General features: G+C 72.7%; 19 protein-coding genes and 1 pseudogene. 10 read left to right on the forward strand and 10 right to left on the reverse strand.

Annotated features, from left to right (window positions below; translation table 11 throughout):
* The first annotated feature begins 7 nt into the window (after positions 1–7).
* From B6R96_RS01565 to B6R96_RS01575, 3 genes are all read left to right on the forward strand, one after another.
* Positions 8–541, forward strand: a complete 534-nt coding sequence (locus B6R96_RS01565; protein ID WP_237291274.1) for a sigma-70 family RNA polymerase sigma factor — start codon at positions 8–10, stop codon at positions 539–541.
* 126 nt (positions 542–667) lie between these two features.
* Positions 668–1,099: a DUF2690 domain-containing protein gene (locus B6R96_RS01570; RefSeq protein ID WP_030384997.1), complete on the forward strand. Its 432-nt coding sequence runs from the start codon at positions 668–670 to the stop codon at positions 1,097–1,099.
* Positions 1,099–1,548 (forward strand): hypothetical protein, encoded by a 450-nt coding sequence (locus B6R96_RS01575; protein ID WP_081521283.1) that lies wholly within the window; start codon positions 1,099–1,101, stop codon positions 1,546–1,548. Before B6R96_RS01570 ends, B6R96_RS01575 begins: the two co-directional genes overlap by 1 nt.
* 76 nt (positions 1,549–1,624) lie before the next feature.
* Here the strand turns inward: B6R96_RS01575 and B6R96_RS01580 are convergent, their stop codons facing one another.
* On the reverse strand, positions 1,625–2,614 hold the full coding sequence (locus B6R96_RS01580) for a helix-turn-helix transcriptional regulator (RefSeq protein ID WP_081521284.1): 990 nt from the start codon (positions 2,612–2,614) through the stop codon (positions 1,625–1,627).
* Positions 2,615–2,713: 99 nt separating this feature from the next.
* On the reverse strand, positions 2,714–3,673 hold the full coding sequence (locus B6R96_RS01585) for an AraC family transcriptional regulator (RefSeq protein WP_081521285.1): 960 nt from the start codon (positions 3,671–3,673) through the stop codon (positions 2,714–2,716).
* A gap of 441 nt (positions 3,674–4,114) precedes the next feature.
* Between B6R96_RS01585 and B6R96_RS01590 the strand changes: the two genes are divergently transcribed.
* The 3 genes from B6R96_RS01590 (at position 4,115) to B6R96_RS01600 (ending at position 5,772) form a co-directional block, all read left to right on the forward strand.
* Positions 4,115–4,630, forward strand: coding sequence for a hypothetical protein (locus B6R96_RS01590; protein WP_159396254.1), 516 nt, complete (start codon positions 4,115–4,117; stop codon positions 4,628–4,630).
* Positions 4,631–4,658: 28 nt separating this feature from the next.
* Positions 4,659–5,111: a LuxR C-terminal-related transcriptional regulator gene (locus B6R96_RS01595; protein ID WP_081521287.1), complete on the forward strand. Its 453-nt coding sequence runs from the start codon at positions 4,659–4,661 to the stop codon at positions 5,109–5,111.
* Between the two features lie 130 nt (positions 5,112–5,241).
* Positions 5,242–5,772, forward strand: a complete 531-nt coding sequence (locus tag B6R96_RS01600) for a hypothetical protein (RefSeq protein ID WP_106977444.1) — start codon at positions 5,242–5,244, stop codon at positions 5,770–5,772.
* A 76-nt stretch (positions 5,773–5,848) separates the two neighbouring features.
* Here the strand turns inward: B6R96_RS01600 and B6R96_RS01605 are convergent, their stop codons facing one another.
* Positions 5,849–6,748 carry an aminoglycoside phosphotransferase family protein gene (locus B6R96_RS01605; RefSeq protein WP_107475439.1) on the reverse strand — a complete coding sequence of 300 codons (900 nt, stop codon included), beginning with the start codon at positions 6,746–6,748 and terminating at the stop codon, positions 5,849–5,851.
* Positions 6,749–6,821: 73 nt separating this feature from the next.
* On the opposite strand from B6R96_RS01605, the gene B6R96_RS01610 reads away from it, so the two are divergent.
* Entirely contained in the window at positions 6,822–7,085 is a 264-nt protein-coding gene (locus B6R96_RS01610) for a hypothetical protein (RefSeq protein WP_081521289.1), read from the forward strand.
* Here the strand turns inward: B6R96_RS01610 and B6R96_RS01615 are convergent.
* Together B6R96_RS01615 and B6R96_RS01620 are read right to left on the reverse strand one after the other, a co-directional pair.
* Positions 7,054–7,455: a DUF4440 domain-containing protein gene (locus tag B6R96_RS01615; RefSeq protein WP_081521290.1), complete on the reverse strand. Its 402-nt coding sequence runs from the start codon at positions 7,453–7,455 to the stop codon at positions 7,054–7,056. The genes B6R96_RS01610 and B6R96_RS01615 overlap by 32 nt on opposite strands.
* Before the next feature lie 23 nt (positions 7,456–7,478).
* On the reverse strand, positions 7,479–8,270 hold the full coding sequence (locus B6R96_RS01620; RefSeq protein WP_081521291.1) for a class I SAM-dependent methyltransferase: 792 nt from the start codon (positions 8,268–8,270) through the stop codon (positions 7,479–7,481).
* A 709-nt stretch (positions 8,271–8,979) separates the two neighbouring features.
* Here B6R96_RS01620 and B6R96_RS37875 point away from each other — a divergent pair.
* Positions 8,980–9,528, forward strand: a complete 549-nt coding sequence (locus tag B6R96_RS37875) for a hypothetical protein (protein ID WP_237291275.1) — start codon at positions 8,980–8,982, stop codon at positions 9,526–9,528.
* Between the two features lie 97 nt (positions 9,529–9,625).
* Here B6R96_RS37875 and B6R96_RS01630 read toward each other — a convergent pair.
* From B6R96_RS01630 to B6R96_RS01640, 3 genes are all read right to left on the reverse strand, one after another.
* Positions 9,626–10,500 (reverse strand): IS5 family transposase gene (locus B6R96_RS01630; protein ID WP_237291627.1). Its coding sequence is split into 2 segments (ribosomal slippage): positions 9,626–10,107 and positions 10,107–10,500, totalling 876 coding nucleotides; the frame shifts between segments, so codons are not numbered across the junction.
* Positions 10,501–10,544: 44 nt separating this feature from the next.
* Positions 10,545–11,069, reverse strand: coding sequence for a GNAT family N-acetyltransferase (locus B6R96_RS01635; RefSeq protein WP_030384986.1), 525 nt, complete (start codon positions 11,067–11,069; stop codon positions 10,545–10,547).
* 49 nt (positions 11,070–11,118) lie between these two features.
* Positions 11,119–13,218, reverse strand: a complete 2,100-nt coding sequence (locus B6R96_RS01640; protein ID WP_053703740.1) for a SpoIIE family protein phosphatase — start codon at positions 13,216–13,218, stop codon at positions 11,119–11,121.
* Positions 13,219–13,458: 240 nt separating this feature from the next.
* Here B6R96_RS01640 and B6R96_RS38615 point away from each other — a divergent pair.
* Positions 13,459–14,148: pseudogene (locus B6R96_RS38615) on the forward strand (phosphatase PAP2 family protein); the annotation flags it as partial.
* Here the strand turns inward: B6R96_RS38615 and B6R96_RS37885 are convergent.
* Together B6R96_RS37885 and B6R96_RS01655 are read right to left on the reverse strand one after the other, a co-directional pair.
* Positions 14,140–14,826, reverse strand: coding sequence for a response regulator (locus B6R96_RS37885; protein ID WP_081521293.1), 687 nt, complete (start codon positions 14,824–14,826; stop codon positions 14,140–14,142). The pseudogene B6R96_RS38615 and the gene B6R96_RS37885 sit on opposite strands and share 9 nt — an antisense overlap.
* Positions 14,823–16,277 (reverse strand): sensor histidine kinase, encoded by a 1,455-nt coding sequence (locus tag B6R96_RS01655; protein ID WP_237291276.1) that lies wholly within the window; start codon positions 16,275–16,277, stop codon positions 14,823–14,825. Before B6R96_RS01655 ends, B6R96_RS37885 begins: the two co-directional genes overlap by 4 nt.
* 163 nt (positions 16,278–16,440) lie before the next feature.
* On the opposite strand from B6R96_RS01655, the gene B6R96_RS01660 reads away from it, so the two are divergent.
* Complete coding sequence (locus B6R96_RS01660) at positions 16,441–17,061, forward strand: L-threonylcarbamoyladenylate synthase (RefSeq protein WP_030384982.1); 621 nt, start codon at positions 16,441–16,443, stop codon at positions 17,059–17,061.
* Positions 17,062–17,068 lie beyond the last annotated feature (7 nt).

The raw sequence follows: 17,068 nt of genomic DNA on the forward strand, positions 1-17,068 counted from the left end.
CGAGGAGATGCGCAGGCTCCGCGCCGAAATGATCAAGCTGTTCGCCGGCTTCGGCTGGACCCAGGAGCGGATCGCGCGCATCGCCGACATGAGTCAGCCCGCCGTGTCCAAGCAGGTGGCGAAGTACGCGGTCGACGACCCCGCGCCCCCGATGGCGCTCGCGCTCGACCAGTACGACGGCCCGTGGCTCGAAGGGCGCCTGTGGGGCCTCGCGGAGGCGGTCGCCGAGACGCTCGACGGCGCGCTCTGCGCCCGGTACGTCGATGCCCTCGCCCGGGGCCGGAAGCGTTTCACGCCCCGCGGCGTCGACGAGCTGCGGCGCCTGCTGGAGGAGGACCTGAGGCTCCGTCGGGCGGAGCTGCCCGACGGCTTCCGGGCCGCGTACGACGAGATCGGCCGGGGCTTCGACGTCCCGCCGAAGGCTCCGGCCGCCGCGACGGCCCCGGTTTCCTCCGCGGCCTCGGCCTCGGTCCGCCGCACCCTCGCCCACCAGCTGCAACGCGACCGGCTGGAGGCTTCCCGGCCGCCGAACGGGAGCTGACCCCCGGCCGGGGAGCCTGGGAGCAAGCACTCAGGAGCGGTTGCTGCCACCCCTTTCGCCTTCCTCCGCCACTGCTGCCGGACCGATGCTTCCGACGTGCCCCTTCCTCCTTCCGAAAGGCATGTCATGAAGGCTCGAATCCTCGCCGCCTCGTTGAGCGCCGGTGCCCTGCTGGCCACCGGGCTGCTGGCCGCGCCCCCCGCGTCGGCCGCCGCGGCTGCTCCGAGTTGTGTCGGATCGGCGTGCAACGGCAAGAACCCGGCCAACACCACCTGCCAGAACGACGCCCGTACGGTCGCCGAGTCCAGCGACCCGATGGGCGCCATGGAGCTGCGCTACAGCCCGTCCTGCCGGGCCGCCTGGGGACGGTTCAAGATCAACGCACCGTCCGGAGCCCGCATAGAGATCAAGAACAGTCAGGGCAAGAAGTACACGACCAACGGCAGCGGCAAGTTCTACAGCGTCATGATCAACGACAAGGACGTGAAGGCCTGGGCCTGCGGCATCTGGCCCTCCGAGTTCGGTGGCACCAACACCGCGTGCACCGGGGACTACTGATGGGCCGGCGGGCAGCGGAGCCCACCCGGACGAAGGGGCCCGGCCTCCCCGGGCCCGGCCACCCCGGGCGAAGGCTCCTCGTCACCGGCGCCGCGCTCGCCGGCACGCTCGTCCTGGCGACCGGCCCGGCTCAGGCGACCACGGCCAACGTCGGGGGCCAGGTCGGCGGCAGCCACACCTACTACGGGACCGCCCGCACCGTCACGGCCGAGGGCTCGCACATCTACCTGAAGGCCGACAGCGGCGGCATCGCCATGAAGGCGTTCTGGTACAAGTGCAGCGACCGCAGCACCCGGGGCGCGGACCGCGAGGTCGGTTCGGGCACGCGCCAGCGCCTCGGCTCCGGTTTCAAGGCCGGTACGGTCTACTGCCTCGGCGCGGCGGCGGACGTCGTCAGCCCGAACAAGATCTCGTGGAGCGGAACCCTCAACTGGAACGTCTTCTCCTGAGTACGGGGCCGTACGACGGTGCCCCGCTCCGGCGACGTACGCCGCCGGGGTGGGGCACCGCCCCCGTTCGCGCCTCCTACAACCAGCCGGCCTGTGCGGCCCGCAGGCCGGCCTCGAAGCGGCTGCGGGCACCGAGCCGCTCCATGATCGACGCCATGCTGCGGCGGACGGTGCTCAAGGACACGCCGAGCCGTCCCGCGGCCGTCTCGTCGGTGAGCCCCTTGGCCAGCAGGGTGAGCAGCTCGCGCTCCTGCGCGGTCAGGCCGGTGTCCTCGTTCCGGGGCTGTGGTGCGCCGAGCGGCAGGGCCACCGCCCACACCTGCTCGAAGAGCGTCGTCAGCGCGGTCATCGCCCCGGCCGCGTGGAGGAGTACGGCGCCGCGCCGGGTGTCCGAGGGGTCGAGCGGGACCAGGGCGCTGGTCCCGTCGATGAGGATCATCCGCAGCGGCAGGGTGGGGACCGTACGCACCTCGCCGCCGTTCCCGGTCAGCCAGCGGGCGTATTCGAGGGTGGGGGCGCTGTTGCGGACGCTGTCCAGGCAGACCGTTCGGACCTCCACACCGCGCAGCAGGATCTGCGCGTCGTTGTGCCGTGCCGCCTCGATCGATGCCGGGGAGTGTCCCCCGCCCGGCATGAACGTACAGACCGAGCCGGTGGCCTTGTTGGCGATCTGCTCCAGCCGGCTCCGGATCGCGTCCATGCCGATCAGGCGTTCGCTGTCGGGTTCGGTGCCGCCGCCGGCGGGCTCGGCGAAATCCGCGATCATGCGGGTGACCGCGACGTGCGTCCGGTCGAGCTCCTGCCGGCGCCGTTCGAGATCCTCCTGCTGGCGGCGCAGCAGCAGTTGCAACCCGACTTCGGGGTGGATCGCCCGCCAGCCTCCGGGCCGGTCCGCCGACCTGCGGAGCAGCTCGAGTTCGGCGAGTCTGTCCAGCGCGTTCCGCACCTGCTGTTCCCCGAGTCCGAGCCGCTCGGCCATCTGTCCCACGCCCCAGCCCTCGGGCCGCGCGGCCAGCAACCGGTAGACGGCCTCGGTCGGTGTGTCGAGTCCCAGTGCGGACAGCATCCCGGCGCTCCCCTCCCCACGTCGACAGCTTCTCTTCCCGGCGCAGCAGCATGGGGGGAGGCAGGGCCCGCGGTCTTGTACGAATCGGAGAACCGGGGTTCAGCGCGCGGCCCCGGCCGCCCCCCTGTCCGTGCCCGTGCCCGTGCCCGTGCCCGTGCCCGTGCCCGTGGCCGTGTCGGGCAGCAGCAGACTCGTGACACGGCCCGCCACCCGGTCCAGCGGTGAGCCGGGCGGCAGTCCGCCCCGGCGGGCCGCGAACTGCGAGGGCGTGAGCCCCGTCATCGCCCTGAACTCGCGGATGCAGTGGGCCTGGTCGTGGAAACCGCCGCAGGCGGCCACGGCGGCCCCGTCCAGTCCGAGGGCCTGCAGACGCAGCGCGCGCTGGAGTCTGGCCACGCGGGCGACGGCCTTGGGCGCCAGGCCCACCTGCTGCCCGAAGCGGGCCCGCAGATGGCGGTCGCTCCAGCCGACCTGTCTGGAGATGGCGGTGAGGGCTTCCGGCCGGCTGTCCGCCCGCAACATGCCGAGCGCCTCCCGTACTTCGGGGGAGACGGCGCCGCCCCGGTCGGCGCAGGAGGCGAAGACGGCGTCGAGGAGGGCGAACCGCTCGGCCCAGGAATCGGTCTGCCGCAGTTGGTCGACCAGGCAACCGGCGGTCCGTCCGAGCAGGTCGGAGAGGTCCGAGAGGTCGGTGAAGGCTTCGGTGAAGTGGCGCATCGGGATCCCGAAGGTCCGGTAGGCGCCGAGCGGCGAGAACGTCACTTCGATGCCGTGCAGGCCCCCGGTGTGCTCGCCGCGCGTCGCGGTGGTGCGCAGTCCGGAGAGGAAGGACGAGGCGCCCCGCGGGGATCCGTCGGCCGTGAGGCGCAAGCCCCCGGCGAGGGCGATGACCACCGTGACCACGCCGTCGGGGATCTCCAGCCGGGACCGGGGACGGCCTTCCGGCAGCCGGTAGCCGTGGTAGGCGAGGATCAGCCCCCGCAGGGCGGGGCCCGGTGGCGTCCTGATGCTCTCGGCCCCTGCGGCGGCCGGCTCCGGAGGGCGAACGGTCGAGTCCATGCCTACCCCCGTACGGGCGTGTGCGGTGTGGCCGGGCACCAGAATGCATCAGCCCGGCCGCGATCCACAGTCGGGTCTCGGCAAACTGCCCGGCAGGCAGGCAATTGGCCGATAACCGGTCCTGCCCGGGCCCTCGCCCCGCAGACGCGTGCCGAGTCGTGAGAGCAAGCTCTCGGGAGTACTTGCTCTCAGGTCTTCCGGCTTCCTACGGAACGCGCGGGGCGGAAAGCTGTTCAACAGGAACACCGCGGACCCGGCCGACCCGGCCCACCACCGGAATTTCCCTGCCGGATATCCCGGACGTCCCCGCTGTTCACCGCATCCACACCGTTCCGGAAATGAGGTGATCCCATGTTCCTGTTCTTCTTCGGCTTGATCTGGGACTGATCGAGGCGCCCCGCCGGAATTCGAGGAGAAGGGCACTCCAGCATGAAGTCACCCGTGAAGTCATTTGTCGCTGTCGGCGCCTTGGTCATGGGCCTGGCCACCCTGCTCACGGGCTGCGGCGGCGAACCGCGGTCCGTCGTCGCGACGGAACTGCTGGACCGTCAGGGATACGACGCCGCGTTGCGGCAGAGTTCCGGGGACTACCGCTGGCCCGCCGACTACCGGCCCGACCTCGACCGGCTCTCCGGGAGCAGCGCGCCGGGCAGCGGCGAGGCGGCGCTCGCCGGGAGCGAAAGGATCATTCTCGAGATCGCCAACTCATGTGCCTGGTACAAGTCCTGGGACGACGCGCGGGGCCGTGCCGACCACTCCTCCGCCGAGGAGGCGCTCACGGTGCTGGAGGAGGTGCTTCCCGGCTACGGGCCCCAGAACCCGGACGGCCGGCGGTACGCCCGTGAGGCCGCCTCCAGGGCCCGGGCCGGTGATCCCTCCCTGGCCCGGCAGTTCACCGAGGCCAACTGCGACGGCGTGATCGCCTGGGACCGTACGGGCACCGGAGCCGACGGCTGAGCCCGGCGGCAGGTGCGGGAGGAACACGATGACCACCATGACGACGACCGGCGCCGGTGCTGCGGCACCGGCCGGTGCCGGTGCCGGTGCCGGTGATGACGGGCGCACCCCACCGGTGCTGCGCCTCTATCACGACCTGCTGGCGGATCGGGAGCGGCTGATCGAGGCGCACCACCGGCTGCTGGCGGAGCAGAACGCCCTGTTGGAACAGATCGACCTGCTGTGCGCCCGGTCGACAGCGGCACCGGCCGGTCCCGACGCCCCGGGGGACAGCCCGCCTCCGCTGTCGCCGGTCCAGCGGCAGGTCCTGGTCCTGATGGCCGGCGGGGCCAAGGACGGGGCGATCGCCCGTCGGCTGAACCTGAGCGAGCGCTCCGTACGCCGCCAGGTGGAGTCCCTGGCCCGGCGAACCGGAGCGAGCAACCGGTTCACGCTGGCCCTGGCCGCCATCAGGATCGGCTGGCTGCCCGCCGGCCGCTGAACCCGTCCGCGGTCCGGAACCGGCGCCTGTCCGGCACCGGACAGGTGTCCTGTTCGGCCTGGGCAGGATCGACTGCGGCTGCTGAACTGTGTGTTGCCAGCACACCGATCCGGACAAGGGGAAGATCCTCATGCGCAGCCGAGTCCGCAGCACCCTCGCCACCAGCCTCGTCGGCACCACCGCGGCCCTCGTCGCCCTGCTCGTGCCCGGCACCGCCCACGCCGCCCCGGCGAAGCTCAGCCACGCGTCGGCCGTGAGCAAGCTGAACGCGACGGGCGGCATCGGCCTGTCCTCCAGCGGCGGTTGCAGCAACCGCAACAACAGCACCTGCACCTCGCTGGAACAGGTCAACGCCGCGAGCATCAGCGATGTCATCACCCTGCGCAAGGCCAGCAACTGCACCCTCACGATCACGGGCGGGACCGAGGTGGGGCACGCCTCGGGCACCTACAGCCACTGGAACGGCTACAAGATCGACTTCAGCCCGACCAGCTGTGTCAGCAACTACGTCACCGGCAGCTTCACCCGGATCGCCAACCGCGGTGACGGCGCCGCCCGTTACCGGTCGGCCGCCGGGAACGTCTATGCCCGGGAGAGCAACCACTGGGACGTCACCTTCTGCGGGGGCAGCGCGGCCTGCACCTCCGCGGCCAGTTCCTGAGCGGCGCCCGGCCGGCCGGCGGGGGCGCCGCCATCGGCGCGCCCCCGCCCCCGCCGTGCTGCTGCGAGCTGCCCGGTCAGTGCTCTCCCAGCACCGCTCCGATCACGTGACGGGCGTTGTCCGCCATCGCCGGGTTGCTCGTGCGGTAGTAGGGCAGGGCGATCACGGCCTGGGACAGCGCCCTCCCCCGGCCGCGGCGCCAGGTCGCGTCGTCCACTCCGAGCGTTTGGCGGAAGACGGTCCGCGCGCCGGCCGGCAGCAGGTTCCACGCGGGGAACAGATCGCAGGCCGGATCGCCCACCCCCATGCACCCGAAGTCGATGACCGAGCTCAGCCTGCCCTCGCTGACCAGCAGGTTGCCCGGCATCAGATCGGCGTGCAGCCACACCGGCGGCCCGTCCGGGGCGGGGGCGCCCAGCGCGTCCTCCCAGACGGCGGTCACGGCAGCGCAGTCGACGCCCTCCTCCGGGAGCCCCCGGAGTTGCCGGATCCCCGCCCGGGTCGCGGCGTCCAGCGCGGCGAGCGGCCCGCCCCGGTAGGCCCGCGGGGCCCCCTGGAGGGTGACGCCCCGCATCGCCGCCACGAACCCCGCCAGGTCCCCGGCCAGCGCCTCGGGCTCGCTCAGCGCCCCGGCCCGCGGGTTCTCCCCCGGCAGCCACCGGTACACCGACCACGCCCACGGATACCCCTGCGCGGGCTCCCCGGCCCCCAGCACCTCGGGGACGGCCGTGGGCAGCCGGGGCCCGAGGCGGGGCAGCCACTCCTGCTCCGTCGACACGTCCTCGGACCCGCCCGCCAGCATCGGCAGCCGTACGACCATGGCGTCGCCGAGCCGGTACATGTGGTTGACCGTGCCGCCGGACGGGATCCGCGCCACGGGCAGCCCGGCCCACTGCCGGAACTGCCGGGCGATCAGACGGCGTACGAGGTCCTCGTCGACGGGATGCGCGCCGGGGTGCATCTGTGCGGTGCTCATGGACCGCCATCCGACCGCCGACGGCGCACCGGGTCAAACCCTTTTCCCCTCCGACCCGTGCGGTGCCGTTGCCGTGGTCCGCGTACGGGCGACCGTCCGCGGCGGGAACGTCCACGACCGCCCCGCCCTGGAGCGCGCCTTCGCCCCGTCCCCCGAGCCGTCGGCCGCGGACCCGGCGCACTGGCGCGCGGTGCTGGACCAGATGCTGCGCGACGGCTGCTGCACCCCGCAGGGCCAGGCCGTCTCTTTCGGATCTTGCCGGGCCGGCGGACATCCCGCCGGCGCGGCCGCCCGGGCACCGGTGGTCAGGGCCGGTCGTACCAGGCGAAGGCGGTGATCCGCCAGCCCTCCGGGGTGCGGACGAACTGGATGGTCTTGGTCCCGCCGCCCTCGAACGGCTCGCCGTCGAGGACTCCGGACTTGCGGTACTCGCCGAACCGCGAGGCGACGTCCCCCGCGATCTCGGTGCGTTCGGAGGTCTCCCACTCGGAGAACTCGACCAGCCGGCCTTCGGCCAGCAGGCGCCGGCGCGGCTCGATGAACCCGTCCACAGTGTAGACCGTGAACTGCGGGCCGGTCATGGTGATCACGCCGCCCGGCAGCACCAGCCGGCGGATCCGGTCCAGATCGGCGGTCGCGCCGCCCCGGTTGTCGAAGGCGCCGAAGAACTCGGCGGTCACCACGTCTATTTCGGCCTTGGACGACATGGGCGCGACAGTAGCACCGCGCTTCAGACGGCCGACGCCGTCGTGACCACCAGCGGCGGTCTCGCCCGCTCCGCCGCCCAGGGGCGGCCGGCCGCGAGGCCCGCGTCGGCCACGGTCAGGGCCTCGGCCACGGTGGGCCGGTGCTGGGCGGCGTCCCGGAAGCCCGCGCGTTCCAGCAGGGCCGGGAAGAGGCCGACGGGCCACGCGTGGTTGCGCACCTCCTGCCAGGATCCGTCCGTGCGCCGCAGTCGTACGGTCAGCTCCTCGCCCGGCGCGTACACCGCGCCCGGCTCGCCGATCCGCAACGAGGCGTACTCCGTGCCGCTGCAGGCGGGGTCGGTGGTCAGGAGCACGAACGGGGCACCCGGCCGCAGCAGGCGGCGGATCTCGGTGAACACGCCGAGCAGCACTTCCCGGGTCGGCAGCGACGCCAGCACGTGATTGCACATCACCGCGTCCGCGCAGCCGTCCGGCAGGTCGGTCACCCGTCCGTTCTCGACGAGGTGGAACCCGTCGACCGCGCTCGTCGCGCCGCGGGCCAGCGCCAGCATCTCCGGGGAGGTGTCCACCCCCAGCACCCGTGCCCCGAGGCGGCGGGCCGCCTGGTCGGCCACCTTGCCCGGACCGCATCCGTAGTCCACCAGGACCTGGCCGGCGCCGATCCGGCGGGACAGGGCCCGGAAGACGAAGGGGTAGCCGAGCAGCCAGTCCGTGGCGGCGTCGACCGCCGCGAACGCCTGCGCCCCCGCGCGTCCGGACCAGGCGGTCCCGCCGTCGGCGCCGCTCTGCCCGGGTCCCTGCGGTCCGTCGCTCACGGGCCCACTATCGGCCCACCCCGGCCGTGCGGAGGTGGAGCGACACGGGGATCGTCAAAAACCGCCCACCGGCCTTCGGCCGTCGGCCGGTCGGTGCGCTAGGGCCTGTTGCGAAAATAGATCCTTTTCGTTGAGGATCACGTCCTGCGGGACGTGAGACCTGACGAATGGCCAGTGGCCCGGCGTGAGCCGCAGACATCGAGCCGGGCCGTCAGCAAGTGGCGCGTCGGCCTGGTGAGTGCCCGGCACAGGGCTGGTCGAGTACTGCAGCTGCCGTTCGGTAAAGTACGTTTCTTCGGGCGCCGTTGGGGCCTGGAGTCCAGAAGGTGTGCCAATGACGCCTGGCGAACTGCCTGTCGTGTGGAGCCTGCCCCCCAAGGACGCCCGAGCCGGATGGCGGGCTCTGTGGTGGACCGTCGGACCGAGCAACGAACTCGCGGTGATGCTGGTCCACAACCGTAACCTCCACCGCTCCCCGTACATCAAGGGATGGGTCGGATGGCGCGTGGTGGCGCCGTGCGACGGCGTATTGGTTGTGGTCTCGGACGGGGTTGAACACCGCACCCCGGTAACCGGTATAACCGCGAGCACCGGCCACCTGGCCCTACTCTCGTGGTCACGGTTCTTGCTGGCGTCATACCGTACACGCCGGGACGGGACCGGGACCTGGGAGAGTAACGCGATTGTGTACTCTCCCGGGGGATACCCGATGAGTCACATCTGTATCGGCGACGACATCGACTACATCATCACAGACCGTGCCAGCGGCATCTGGACCTCGCACGGTGACGAAGGCATCCATGGAAGCCACCCTGCCTCCACTGAGGGCTTGGCCCGCTGGGACACCGACGGCACTCAGACCTGGGGCCCTCTGGGACGGGGACGGCTCCCTGTACTGCCCCTCGGCGGGATCGCTGGCGCCACTGAGGAGGACGTGGCCTGGCTCGGCTGGTACAGCCACGAAGGTTCCTTCCTGTCCCGGGTCGATCCCGCCACCGGCGGCATCACCAGCTACCAGCACCCCTTGAGAAACACCGACGGCATCGCGGTCCGCGGCACCCGGATGCTCCTCAGCCACCAGTTCCACAACCGTCCCGGCGTCGAACTGAACCGCGCCGAACTCATCGACGATGCCTGGGTGATCACCTCCCGGGAACAACTGCGACTAACGGAGCCGGTGACCAAGCGCTGCGTCCAGGGCCGCGATGGTGTTCTCTGGATCCGCGGCGGCGACACCTGGATACAGATCGAAGCCTGAGCCACCAAGAAATCGACCGCCTGGTCCCACTACTCCCCGCGCCCAGGATGCCGGCTGCGAGCCGGTTCCCGGCAAGGGGCTGTTGCGACAGTGCTGGTCACAGCCATTCGTTCATGGCTGCGACCAGCACTGTCGCTTCGTAGCGGACGGCGAGTTTGACGTACCTGGTGGCGACGGCCCGGTGGCGCTTGAGGCGGTTGATCCCGCACTCGACCGCGTGCCGCTGCTTGTAGTCGTCTCTGTCAAACTTCGGCGGCCGGCCACCGCGCGAACCGCGCTTCTGTCGGTTACGGACCCGGTCCGCGGGTACTGGGATGGTGGCCTTGATTCCGCGTCTGCGCAGGTAGGAGCGGTTGCTACGGGAGTCGTACGCCTTGTCGGCCCGGACCCGGTCCGGCCGCTTGCGCGGCCTGCCGAGCCCGACCCGGGGCACCCGGATCGCTTCCAGAACCTGCGCGAATTGCGGGGAATCACCCCGCTGCCCGGCAGTGATCACCATCGACAAGGGCTTCTGCCCCTGTTCGACGGCGAGGTGGATCTTGCTGGTCAGCCCGCCGCGGGACCGTCCGAGGCCGTGGTCGGCCGGTTCGACGAAGACGCCGCCGGGCGGCTCCTTCTGGAGATCCCCCTTTTCGCCGCGCCGGCGGCGTGCTGGTGGGCCCGGCAGACGGTCGAGTCGACATTCACGTCCCAGGTGATCAAGCCCTTCGCGTCGGCTTCGACCTGGAGCCGGGTGAGAATCCGTGCCCAGGTCCCGTCCCGCTGCCAGCGACGGAAAAGGTCATAGACGCGGTCCCACGGACCATAGCGTTCCGGAACATCCCGCCAGGGAGCACCCGTGCGGGTCCGCCACCGTATGCCGTCTATCAGCTGCCGCCGAGTCCAGACCTGCGGCCGGCCCGGCTTTATGCCCCGCGGCAGCAGCGGCTCAAGCCGGGCCCACTGGCCGTTCGTCAGATCACCGCGTCCCAGGACACATGATCATCAACGATCAAGATCTATTTTCGCAACAAGCCCTAGAGGTCGATCCAGTAGCGGCGCTTGGGGCCGATCAGGGTTTCGCGGACGTCCTCCAGGGACCCGCCGTTGCCCTCGATCGTGCGGATCGACGCCTCGTTGTCGGGATCGCAGGTCACCAGGACCCGGTCCATGCCCAGGACGCGGGCCTCGTGCAGGACGGCGGACAGGGCCCAGGTGGCCAGGCCGCGGCGACGGGCCGAGGGCCTGATGCTGTAGCCGATGTGGCCGCCCGCGTCGAGGAGGAAACCGTTCAGGTAGTGCCGCAGGTCGATCGCGCCCAGGTAGGTGTCGCCCTCGGCGATCCACCAGTACGAGGCGTGGACCCGGCCGTGGTCGACCGGCGCGGTGCGGTCCGCGTAGCGGCCCAGTCGCTCCACCCAGGCCGCGAAGCCCTCCGGGGTGTCCACGTCGTCGTCGGAGCCGAGCCCGGCGCCGTCCATGTGGGCCTCGGGTCCCCATTCCAGCTGCGCGGCGAGCCAGGAGGCGTGCAGGCGGGAGGTGGGGGCTATGAGCTCGGGCATACCTCGGACGATAACAGCCGCCGTACTCCTGCAACGCCGCCCACGCCGCCTACGCCGAGCCTGTCGGCAGCGTTCTCGCGCGGGCGATGACCAGGGCGACGTCGTCATGGTCGTCCGTGCGGCGCAGGGAGTCCAGGAGACGGTCGCAGGTCTCCTCCAGCGGGCGCCCGGTGTCCGCGAGCAGGTCCAGCAGGAGGTCGAGGCGCTCGTCGATGGGCTGGTCACGGGTCTCGACCAGGCCGTCGGTGTACAGGACCAGCTGGTCCCCGGGGTCCATGGCGATGGCGGTCGACTCGAAGGGGATGCCGCCCACACCCAGCGGGGCGCCGGTGGGCAGGTCGAGCAGGCGGGGGCTGTGCCCGGCGCGGATGAGGACGGGGGGCAGGTGGCCGGCGACGGCGACCCGGCATTCGGCGGCGTGCGGGTCGTAGACGACGTAGACGCAGGTGGCGATGGTCTCCTCCAGCGCGGCGGTGGTGCGGTCGAGCTGCTGGAGCACCTGGGTCGGGTCGAGTGCGAGTTCGGCGAGGGTGCGGGTCGCCGTGCGCAGTTGTCCCATGCTGGCGGCGGCGTTGATGCCGCTGCCCATGACGTCGCCGACCACGAGGACGGTGGTGTCGTCCGGTCCGGCGATGGCGTCGAACCAGTCGCCGCCGATCTCGCTGCTGGCCGCGGCGGGCCGGTACCGGTAGGCGACTTCCAGGCCGGGGGTGGGCGGCGGGTGGTGCGGGAGGAGGTGGTGCTGGAGGGCGAGGGCGGTGTGGTGTGCGTTGCGGTACCAGCGGGCGTTGTCGATGCAGACGGCGGCGCGGGCCGCGAGCTCGCCGGCGAGCACGATGTCGTCGTCGTTGAACGGCAGCGGGTTGCGCGTGCGTTTGAGGTCGAGGGCGCCGAGGACCTCGCCGCGGGCGATGAGCGGCACGGCCAGGTAGGAGCGCAGTCCCGCGCGGGTCAGCAGGTTGGCGGCGGTGCTGTCGCGGGCGATGCGGGAGATGTCCCGGGCCTGTACGTGGGCGACGAGGACCGGGTGGCCGGTCGTGACGGACTGGGTGACGAGCCGGTCGGCGGCGTAGCGGGCGATGTCGCCCGGCGGGTCGGCGGCGCGGACGGCGTCGCTGGGGTAGGCGGCGGCGAGGGCCAGCGCGCGGAACACCGCGGGCTCGTGGGCGGAGGACCTCAGGGTCGGCCGGCCTTCGAGGACGGAGTCGAGGATGTCGACGGCGGCGATGTCCGCGAGCTCGGGCACGACGACGTCGGCGAGCTCGCGCGCCGTCTGGTCGAGGTCGAGGGTGGTGCCGATGCGCACGGTGGCGTCCGCGATGAGGGCGAGTCGGCGGCGACTGCGCGCGATCTCGAGGGCCGCCTGGTGACTCTGCGTGACGTCCACCACGGAGGTGGCCAGGCCCAGGACCCGGCCGGTGGCGTCCTCCAGCCGGTAGTACGACACCGACCAGGCGTGCTCGGTGCGCTCCCCGCCATGGGTACGGCCGGCCGTGAACTGTTCGAGCAGCGGCCTTCCGGTGGCGAGGACCTGGCGCATGGCCGACTCGGCGGCCTCCGTGTCGTCGAGGAAGGCCAGGGCCTCCCGCACGCCGCGGCCGATGTGATCCTCGGCGGGCAGCCCGTTGATCCGCTCCAGCGTCGGGTTGACCAGTACGTACCGCAGTTCGGTGTCCAGGACCGCGAGCCCGATCGGCGACTGGGCCACCAGCCGCGCGGAGAGCGCGAGGTCCCGCTCCAGCTGGCGCAGCCTCGTACGGTCGGTGGCGATGCCGAGGGCGTACATGTCCCCGTGCTCGTCGAGCAGCCGCATGTTGCGGAATTCGACGAGGCGGGTGGTGCCGTCCCTGCGCCGTACCGGGAAGGCCCCCGCCCAGTCCCCGGCGCCGCCCATGACGCGCGCGAACAGCTCCGTGACCAGGCCCACGTGCTCCTTGGCGGCCAGCAGCCCGGCAGCCGGGCGGCCGAGCGCCTCCGCCGCCGTCCACCCGAACAGCTGCTCGGCCTGCGGGCTCCACAGTGCGACCCGCCCCTCGGCGTCGAGGACGACCGCCGCGACGTTCAGTACGTCGAGCAACCCGCTCGGCGGGGACACCCCGGCCATGCCGGGCCTGATCCCACCGGTCCCGGACCCGTCGATCGCACTCATCGGCGACGCTCCTTCCGGCATCGTCGGCCCGACGCCGCCCGCCATCGCCCGCCCCGGGCGGCCCGGTGCGCGCGGCTATCTCTCATCGTGCCCCGGAACCCGCCGGTCAGCGCCCGGAGCGCTCGCCCGCGTACCGCCGGGCACGGCGAGCCGGCCAGCGCAACCCCGACGTTCGTCGGGGTCCGGGGCAGCCGTTCGGCCGGGGCGGGCGGGTCGCCCGGATTTCTACGGTCGGGCCCCATGGAAACGAACACGCGATACGGATGGGGCCGCCGGACGGCGCTCGCCGCCGCGACGGCCGGCGCCGGCGCCGCGGCCGTGGCCTGGGCCGCGCCCGGCGGCGCACTGGGCACGAACGAGCCGGTCCAGGTCACGCAGGGCGCTTCGGCGACGGCCTACCGGTCGATCGCCCGGAGCGTTGCGAACGACTGGCCCGCCTGGGCCGGGCCCGTGCTGGAGGCGGCGAGTGAGGCGACCCTGCTGCTCCTGGCCCTGCTCCTGGCCTGGGCGGGGTGGGGCGCCCTGCGGCGCCGTGACGTGCCGGGCCTGGCCGGTACGGGCCTGGCAGCGGCCGGGACCGTGGCCGCCTACGCGCTCAGTGAGGCGCTGAAGCTCGTCGTGGACGAGGAGCGGCCGTGCCGGGTCCTGGCCCGGGCGTCGGCGGTCGCGGCGTGCCCCGCCGCCGGGGACTGGTCGTTCCCGAGCAATCACGCCACGCTCGCCGTCGCGCTGGCGGTCGGCGTGACGCTCGTACGGCCCCGGCTCGCCGCTGCGGCCCTGCCGGTGGCCACGGCCGCCGCCCTGCTGCGGGTGCTGGTGGGGGTGCACTATCCGCACGACGTCCTCGCGGGCGCGGCGCTCGGTGCGACCGCGGTGGTGGCCTGCTGGATCCTCCTGCTGCCCCTCGCCGTACGTCCGGTGTCAGCGCTCCTCGCCGGACGCCTCCCCCGCTTCCGCCCCGGCCTCGTACGCGAGCACCGCCGCGGCGGCCCGGTTGTCGACGCCCAGGCGGGCGAGGATGGAGCTGACGTGGGCCTTCACCGTCCCCTCGGCCAGGTGCAGGCGGCGCGCGATCCGGCCGTTGGACATCCCGCTGCCGAGGAGGCCGAGCACGTCCCGTTCGCGGTCGGTCAGGGCGTCGACCCGGGCGCGGGCCGTCGCGCGGCGGGCCGCCCGGGCGCCCGTGCCGTCGGCCGCGAGATGGGCGACGACCCGGGCCGCGACCTTCGGTGACAGGTAGGCGGCGCCGTCTGCGACCGCCCGCACGCCGGCCACCAGTTCTTCCGGCTCGCCGGACTTGATCAGGAAGCCGGTGGCGCCCTCGCCGAGCGCGCGCAGGATGTACGCGTCCTCGCCGAAGGTCGTCAACATCACGACTCCCGTCGCGGGTACGGTCCTGCGTATCTCGGCGGCGGCCTCGATGCCGTCCGTCCCCGGCATCCGGATGTCCAGGACGGCCACGTCCGGCCGGTGGCTCTGCGCGAGGCGTACCGCCTCGTGGCCGTCGGCCGCCTCGGCGACGACCGTGATGCCGGGGTCGGTGGCGAGGACGGCGCGGACACCCGCGCGGATCATCGGTTCGTCGTCGGCGATCAGGATCCGGATCATCGGACTTCGCTCCCGGTGTAGGTGTCGATGGAGACCAGGCGGCCCGCGCGGAAGCAGAGGCGGTAGATGTCCCCCGAGCGGTCGTCGAAGGGGTCTGCGGTCTGAACGTAGAACTCGCACGCGGCGCCGGGTGGTTCGGGGGCCGGGACGGCCGGCCGGCGGCTGGTCTGCCGCGTCGGCAGGTACGGCGCCATCTCGTCGCGGGGCTGTCCGAGGCTCATCCGGGCGTGGTCCTGCGGGGCCAGGACGGACTGCCGCGCGAAGACGGTGTCCCAGGCCCGCACGCCGAGGAAGAGCAGGGCCGTGGTGCACAGGGGCACCAGCACGGCCGTGACGGCGGTGCGGTGCAGTCTGCGGCGGGCGGTGCGGTGCTCGGGAGGCAGTACGTCGGCGGGGCGCGGCGGGGCCGCGCCGGGCCGGTGCGGGAGCACGGCGCGCACGGCGAAGCCGTCGCCCTCGGGGCCCGCGGCGAAGGATCCGCCGGCCATCCGGACCCGTTCGTCGAGGCCGATGAGGCCCAGGGAGGAGCCTGCCGATCGGGCGGGGGCCGCGGTGCGCTCGCAGGGCCGCAGTCCGACCGGACCGTTCGTCACCGCGACCTCGGTCCGTCCCTCCGCGTGGTGCAGGACGACGGTGGCCCTGTCGGCCGGCGCGTGCTTGGCCACGTTCGTCAGCGCCTCCTGGACCACGCGGTGCAGGGCCCGGTCGACGGTGCGCGGCAGCTCGGCCCGCTCCGCTTCGCCCGGCAGGTGCAGCCGGACGTCGAGTCCCGCCGCGGCGGCCCGCTCGACGAGGTGCTCGATCCCCGCGAGTCCGGGTGCCGGGCCGGATCCGGGCTCCGGAGCCGGGTCCGAGGGCTCGCGCAGCACTCCGATCACCTCCCCGAGGCGCTCCACGGCCGCTCCCGCCCGGGCCCGGATGTCCTGGGCGGCGGTGCGGTGGGCCTCGGGGAGGCCGGGGGCCAGCTTCAGCGCTCCGGCGGACAGGGCGATGAGGCTGAGTTCGTGGCCCAGGAGGTCGTGCATGTCCTGGGCGATCCTGGTCCGTTCGCGCAGGCGGGCCTGTTCGGCGAGCAGGCGCTGTTCCCGCTCCAGCCGTGCCGCCCGTTCCCACCCGGCGCGCACCAGTTCGCGGTACTGGCGCAGGAACCGGCCCGCGAACCAGGGAAGCATCGCCGCCGCGAACAGCATCATCACGAACCGGCCGGCCCATCCCAGCCACGCGGGTACGAGGAACACGGCCGGTACGGCGGCCACGGGCACGAGGGCCAGGGCGAGGGCGGCGCTGCGGCCCGATCCCGGCCCCCGCCCGGCGAGGAAGGCGCAGGCCGCCGCCGGTGCACCCCACCACGGGCCGGCCACGCTCGCACCCACGGCGGTGACGGCGCCGGCGAACAGCCCGGCGGAGACGACCGGTTCCGGCACCCGGATCTTCATGATCACTGATCTCACGCACGCGACCCTACGGAACTCCCCCGGTGCCGCGACACTGCCGAAAGTCCACCCTCGGCCGCCCTCGGCGGACGCCGGGGGGAGCGGTCGGCCGCCGGGCCGCGGAGGTCGGGCGGCCGGCCGTCGTCGAGGAGGCGGGGCCGTGAGCGCGTACGCTCGGCGGATGGCGAAATACTTCGATGTTCATCCCGAGAACCCCCAGCGGCGCACCATCGACAGCGTGGTCGACATGATCCGCGGCGGGAAGCTCGTCGCGTACCCCACGGACTCCTGCTTCGCACTGGGCTGCCAGCTCGGCAATCGTGACGGCATCAGCCGGATCCGGTCGATCCGGAACCTGGACGACCGTCACCACTTCACCCTGGTGTGTCAGAACTTCGCGCAGCTGGGTCAGTTCGTTCAGATCGACAACGACGTGTTCCGCGCCATCAAGGCGGCGACCCCGGGCAGTTACACGTTCATCCTCCCCGCGACGTCGGAGGTGCCGCGCCAGCTGCTGCACCCGAAGAAGAAGACGGTCGGGGTCCGGATTCCCGACCACGTCGTCACCCAGGCCCTGCTCGCCGAGCTCGGCGAGCCGCTGCTCTCCAGCACCCTGCTGCTGCCCGACGAGGCCGAGCCGCTGACGCAGGGCTGGGAGATCAAGGAGCGGCTCGACCACGAGGTGGACGCCGTGCTCGACTCGGGCGACTGCGGCACCGAGCCGACCACCGTCATCGACTTCTCCGGTGGTGACGTCGAGATCGTGCGCCGCGGGGCGGGCGACACCTCCCGGTTCGAGTAACGCTCGG

Source organism: Streptomyces sp. Sge12, assembly GCF_002080455.1.
Classification (GTDB): domain Bacteria; phylum Actinomycetota; class Actinomycetes; order Streptomycetales; family Streptomycetaceae; genus Streptomyces.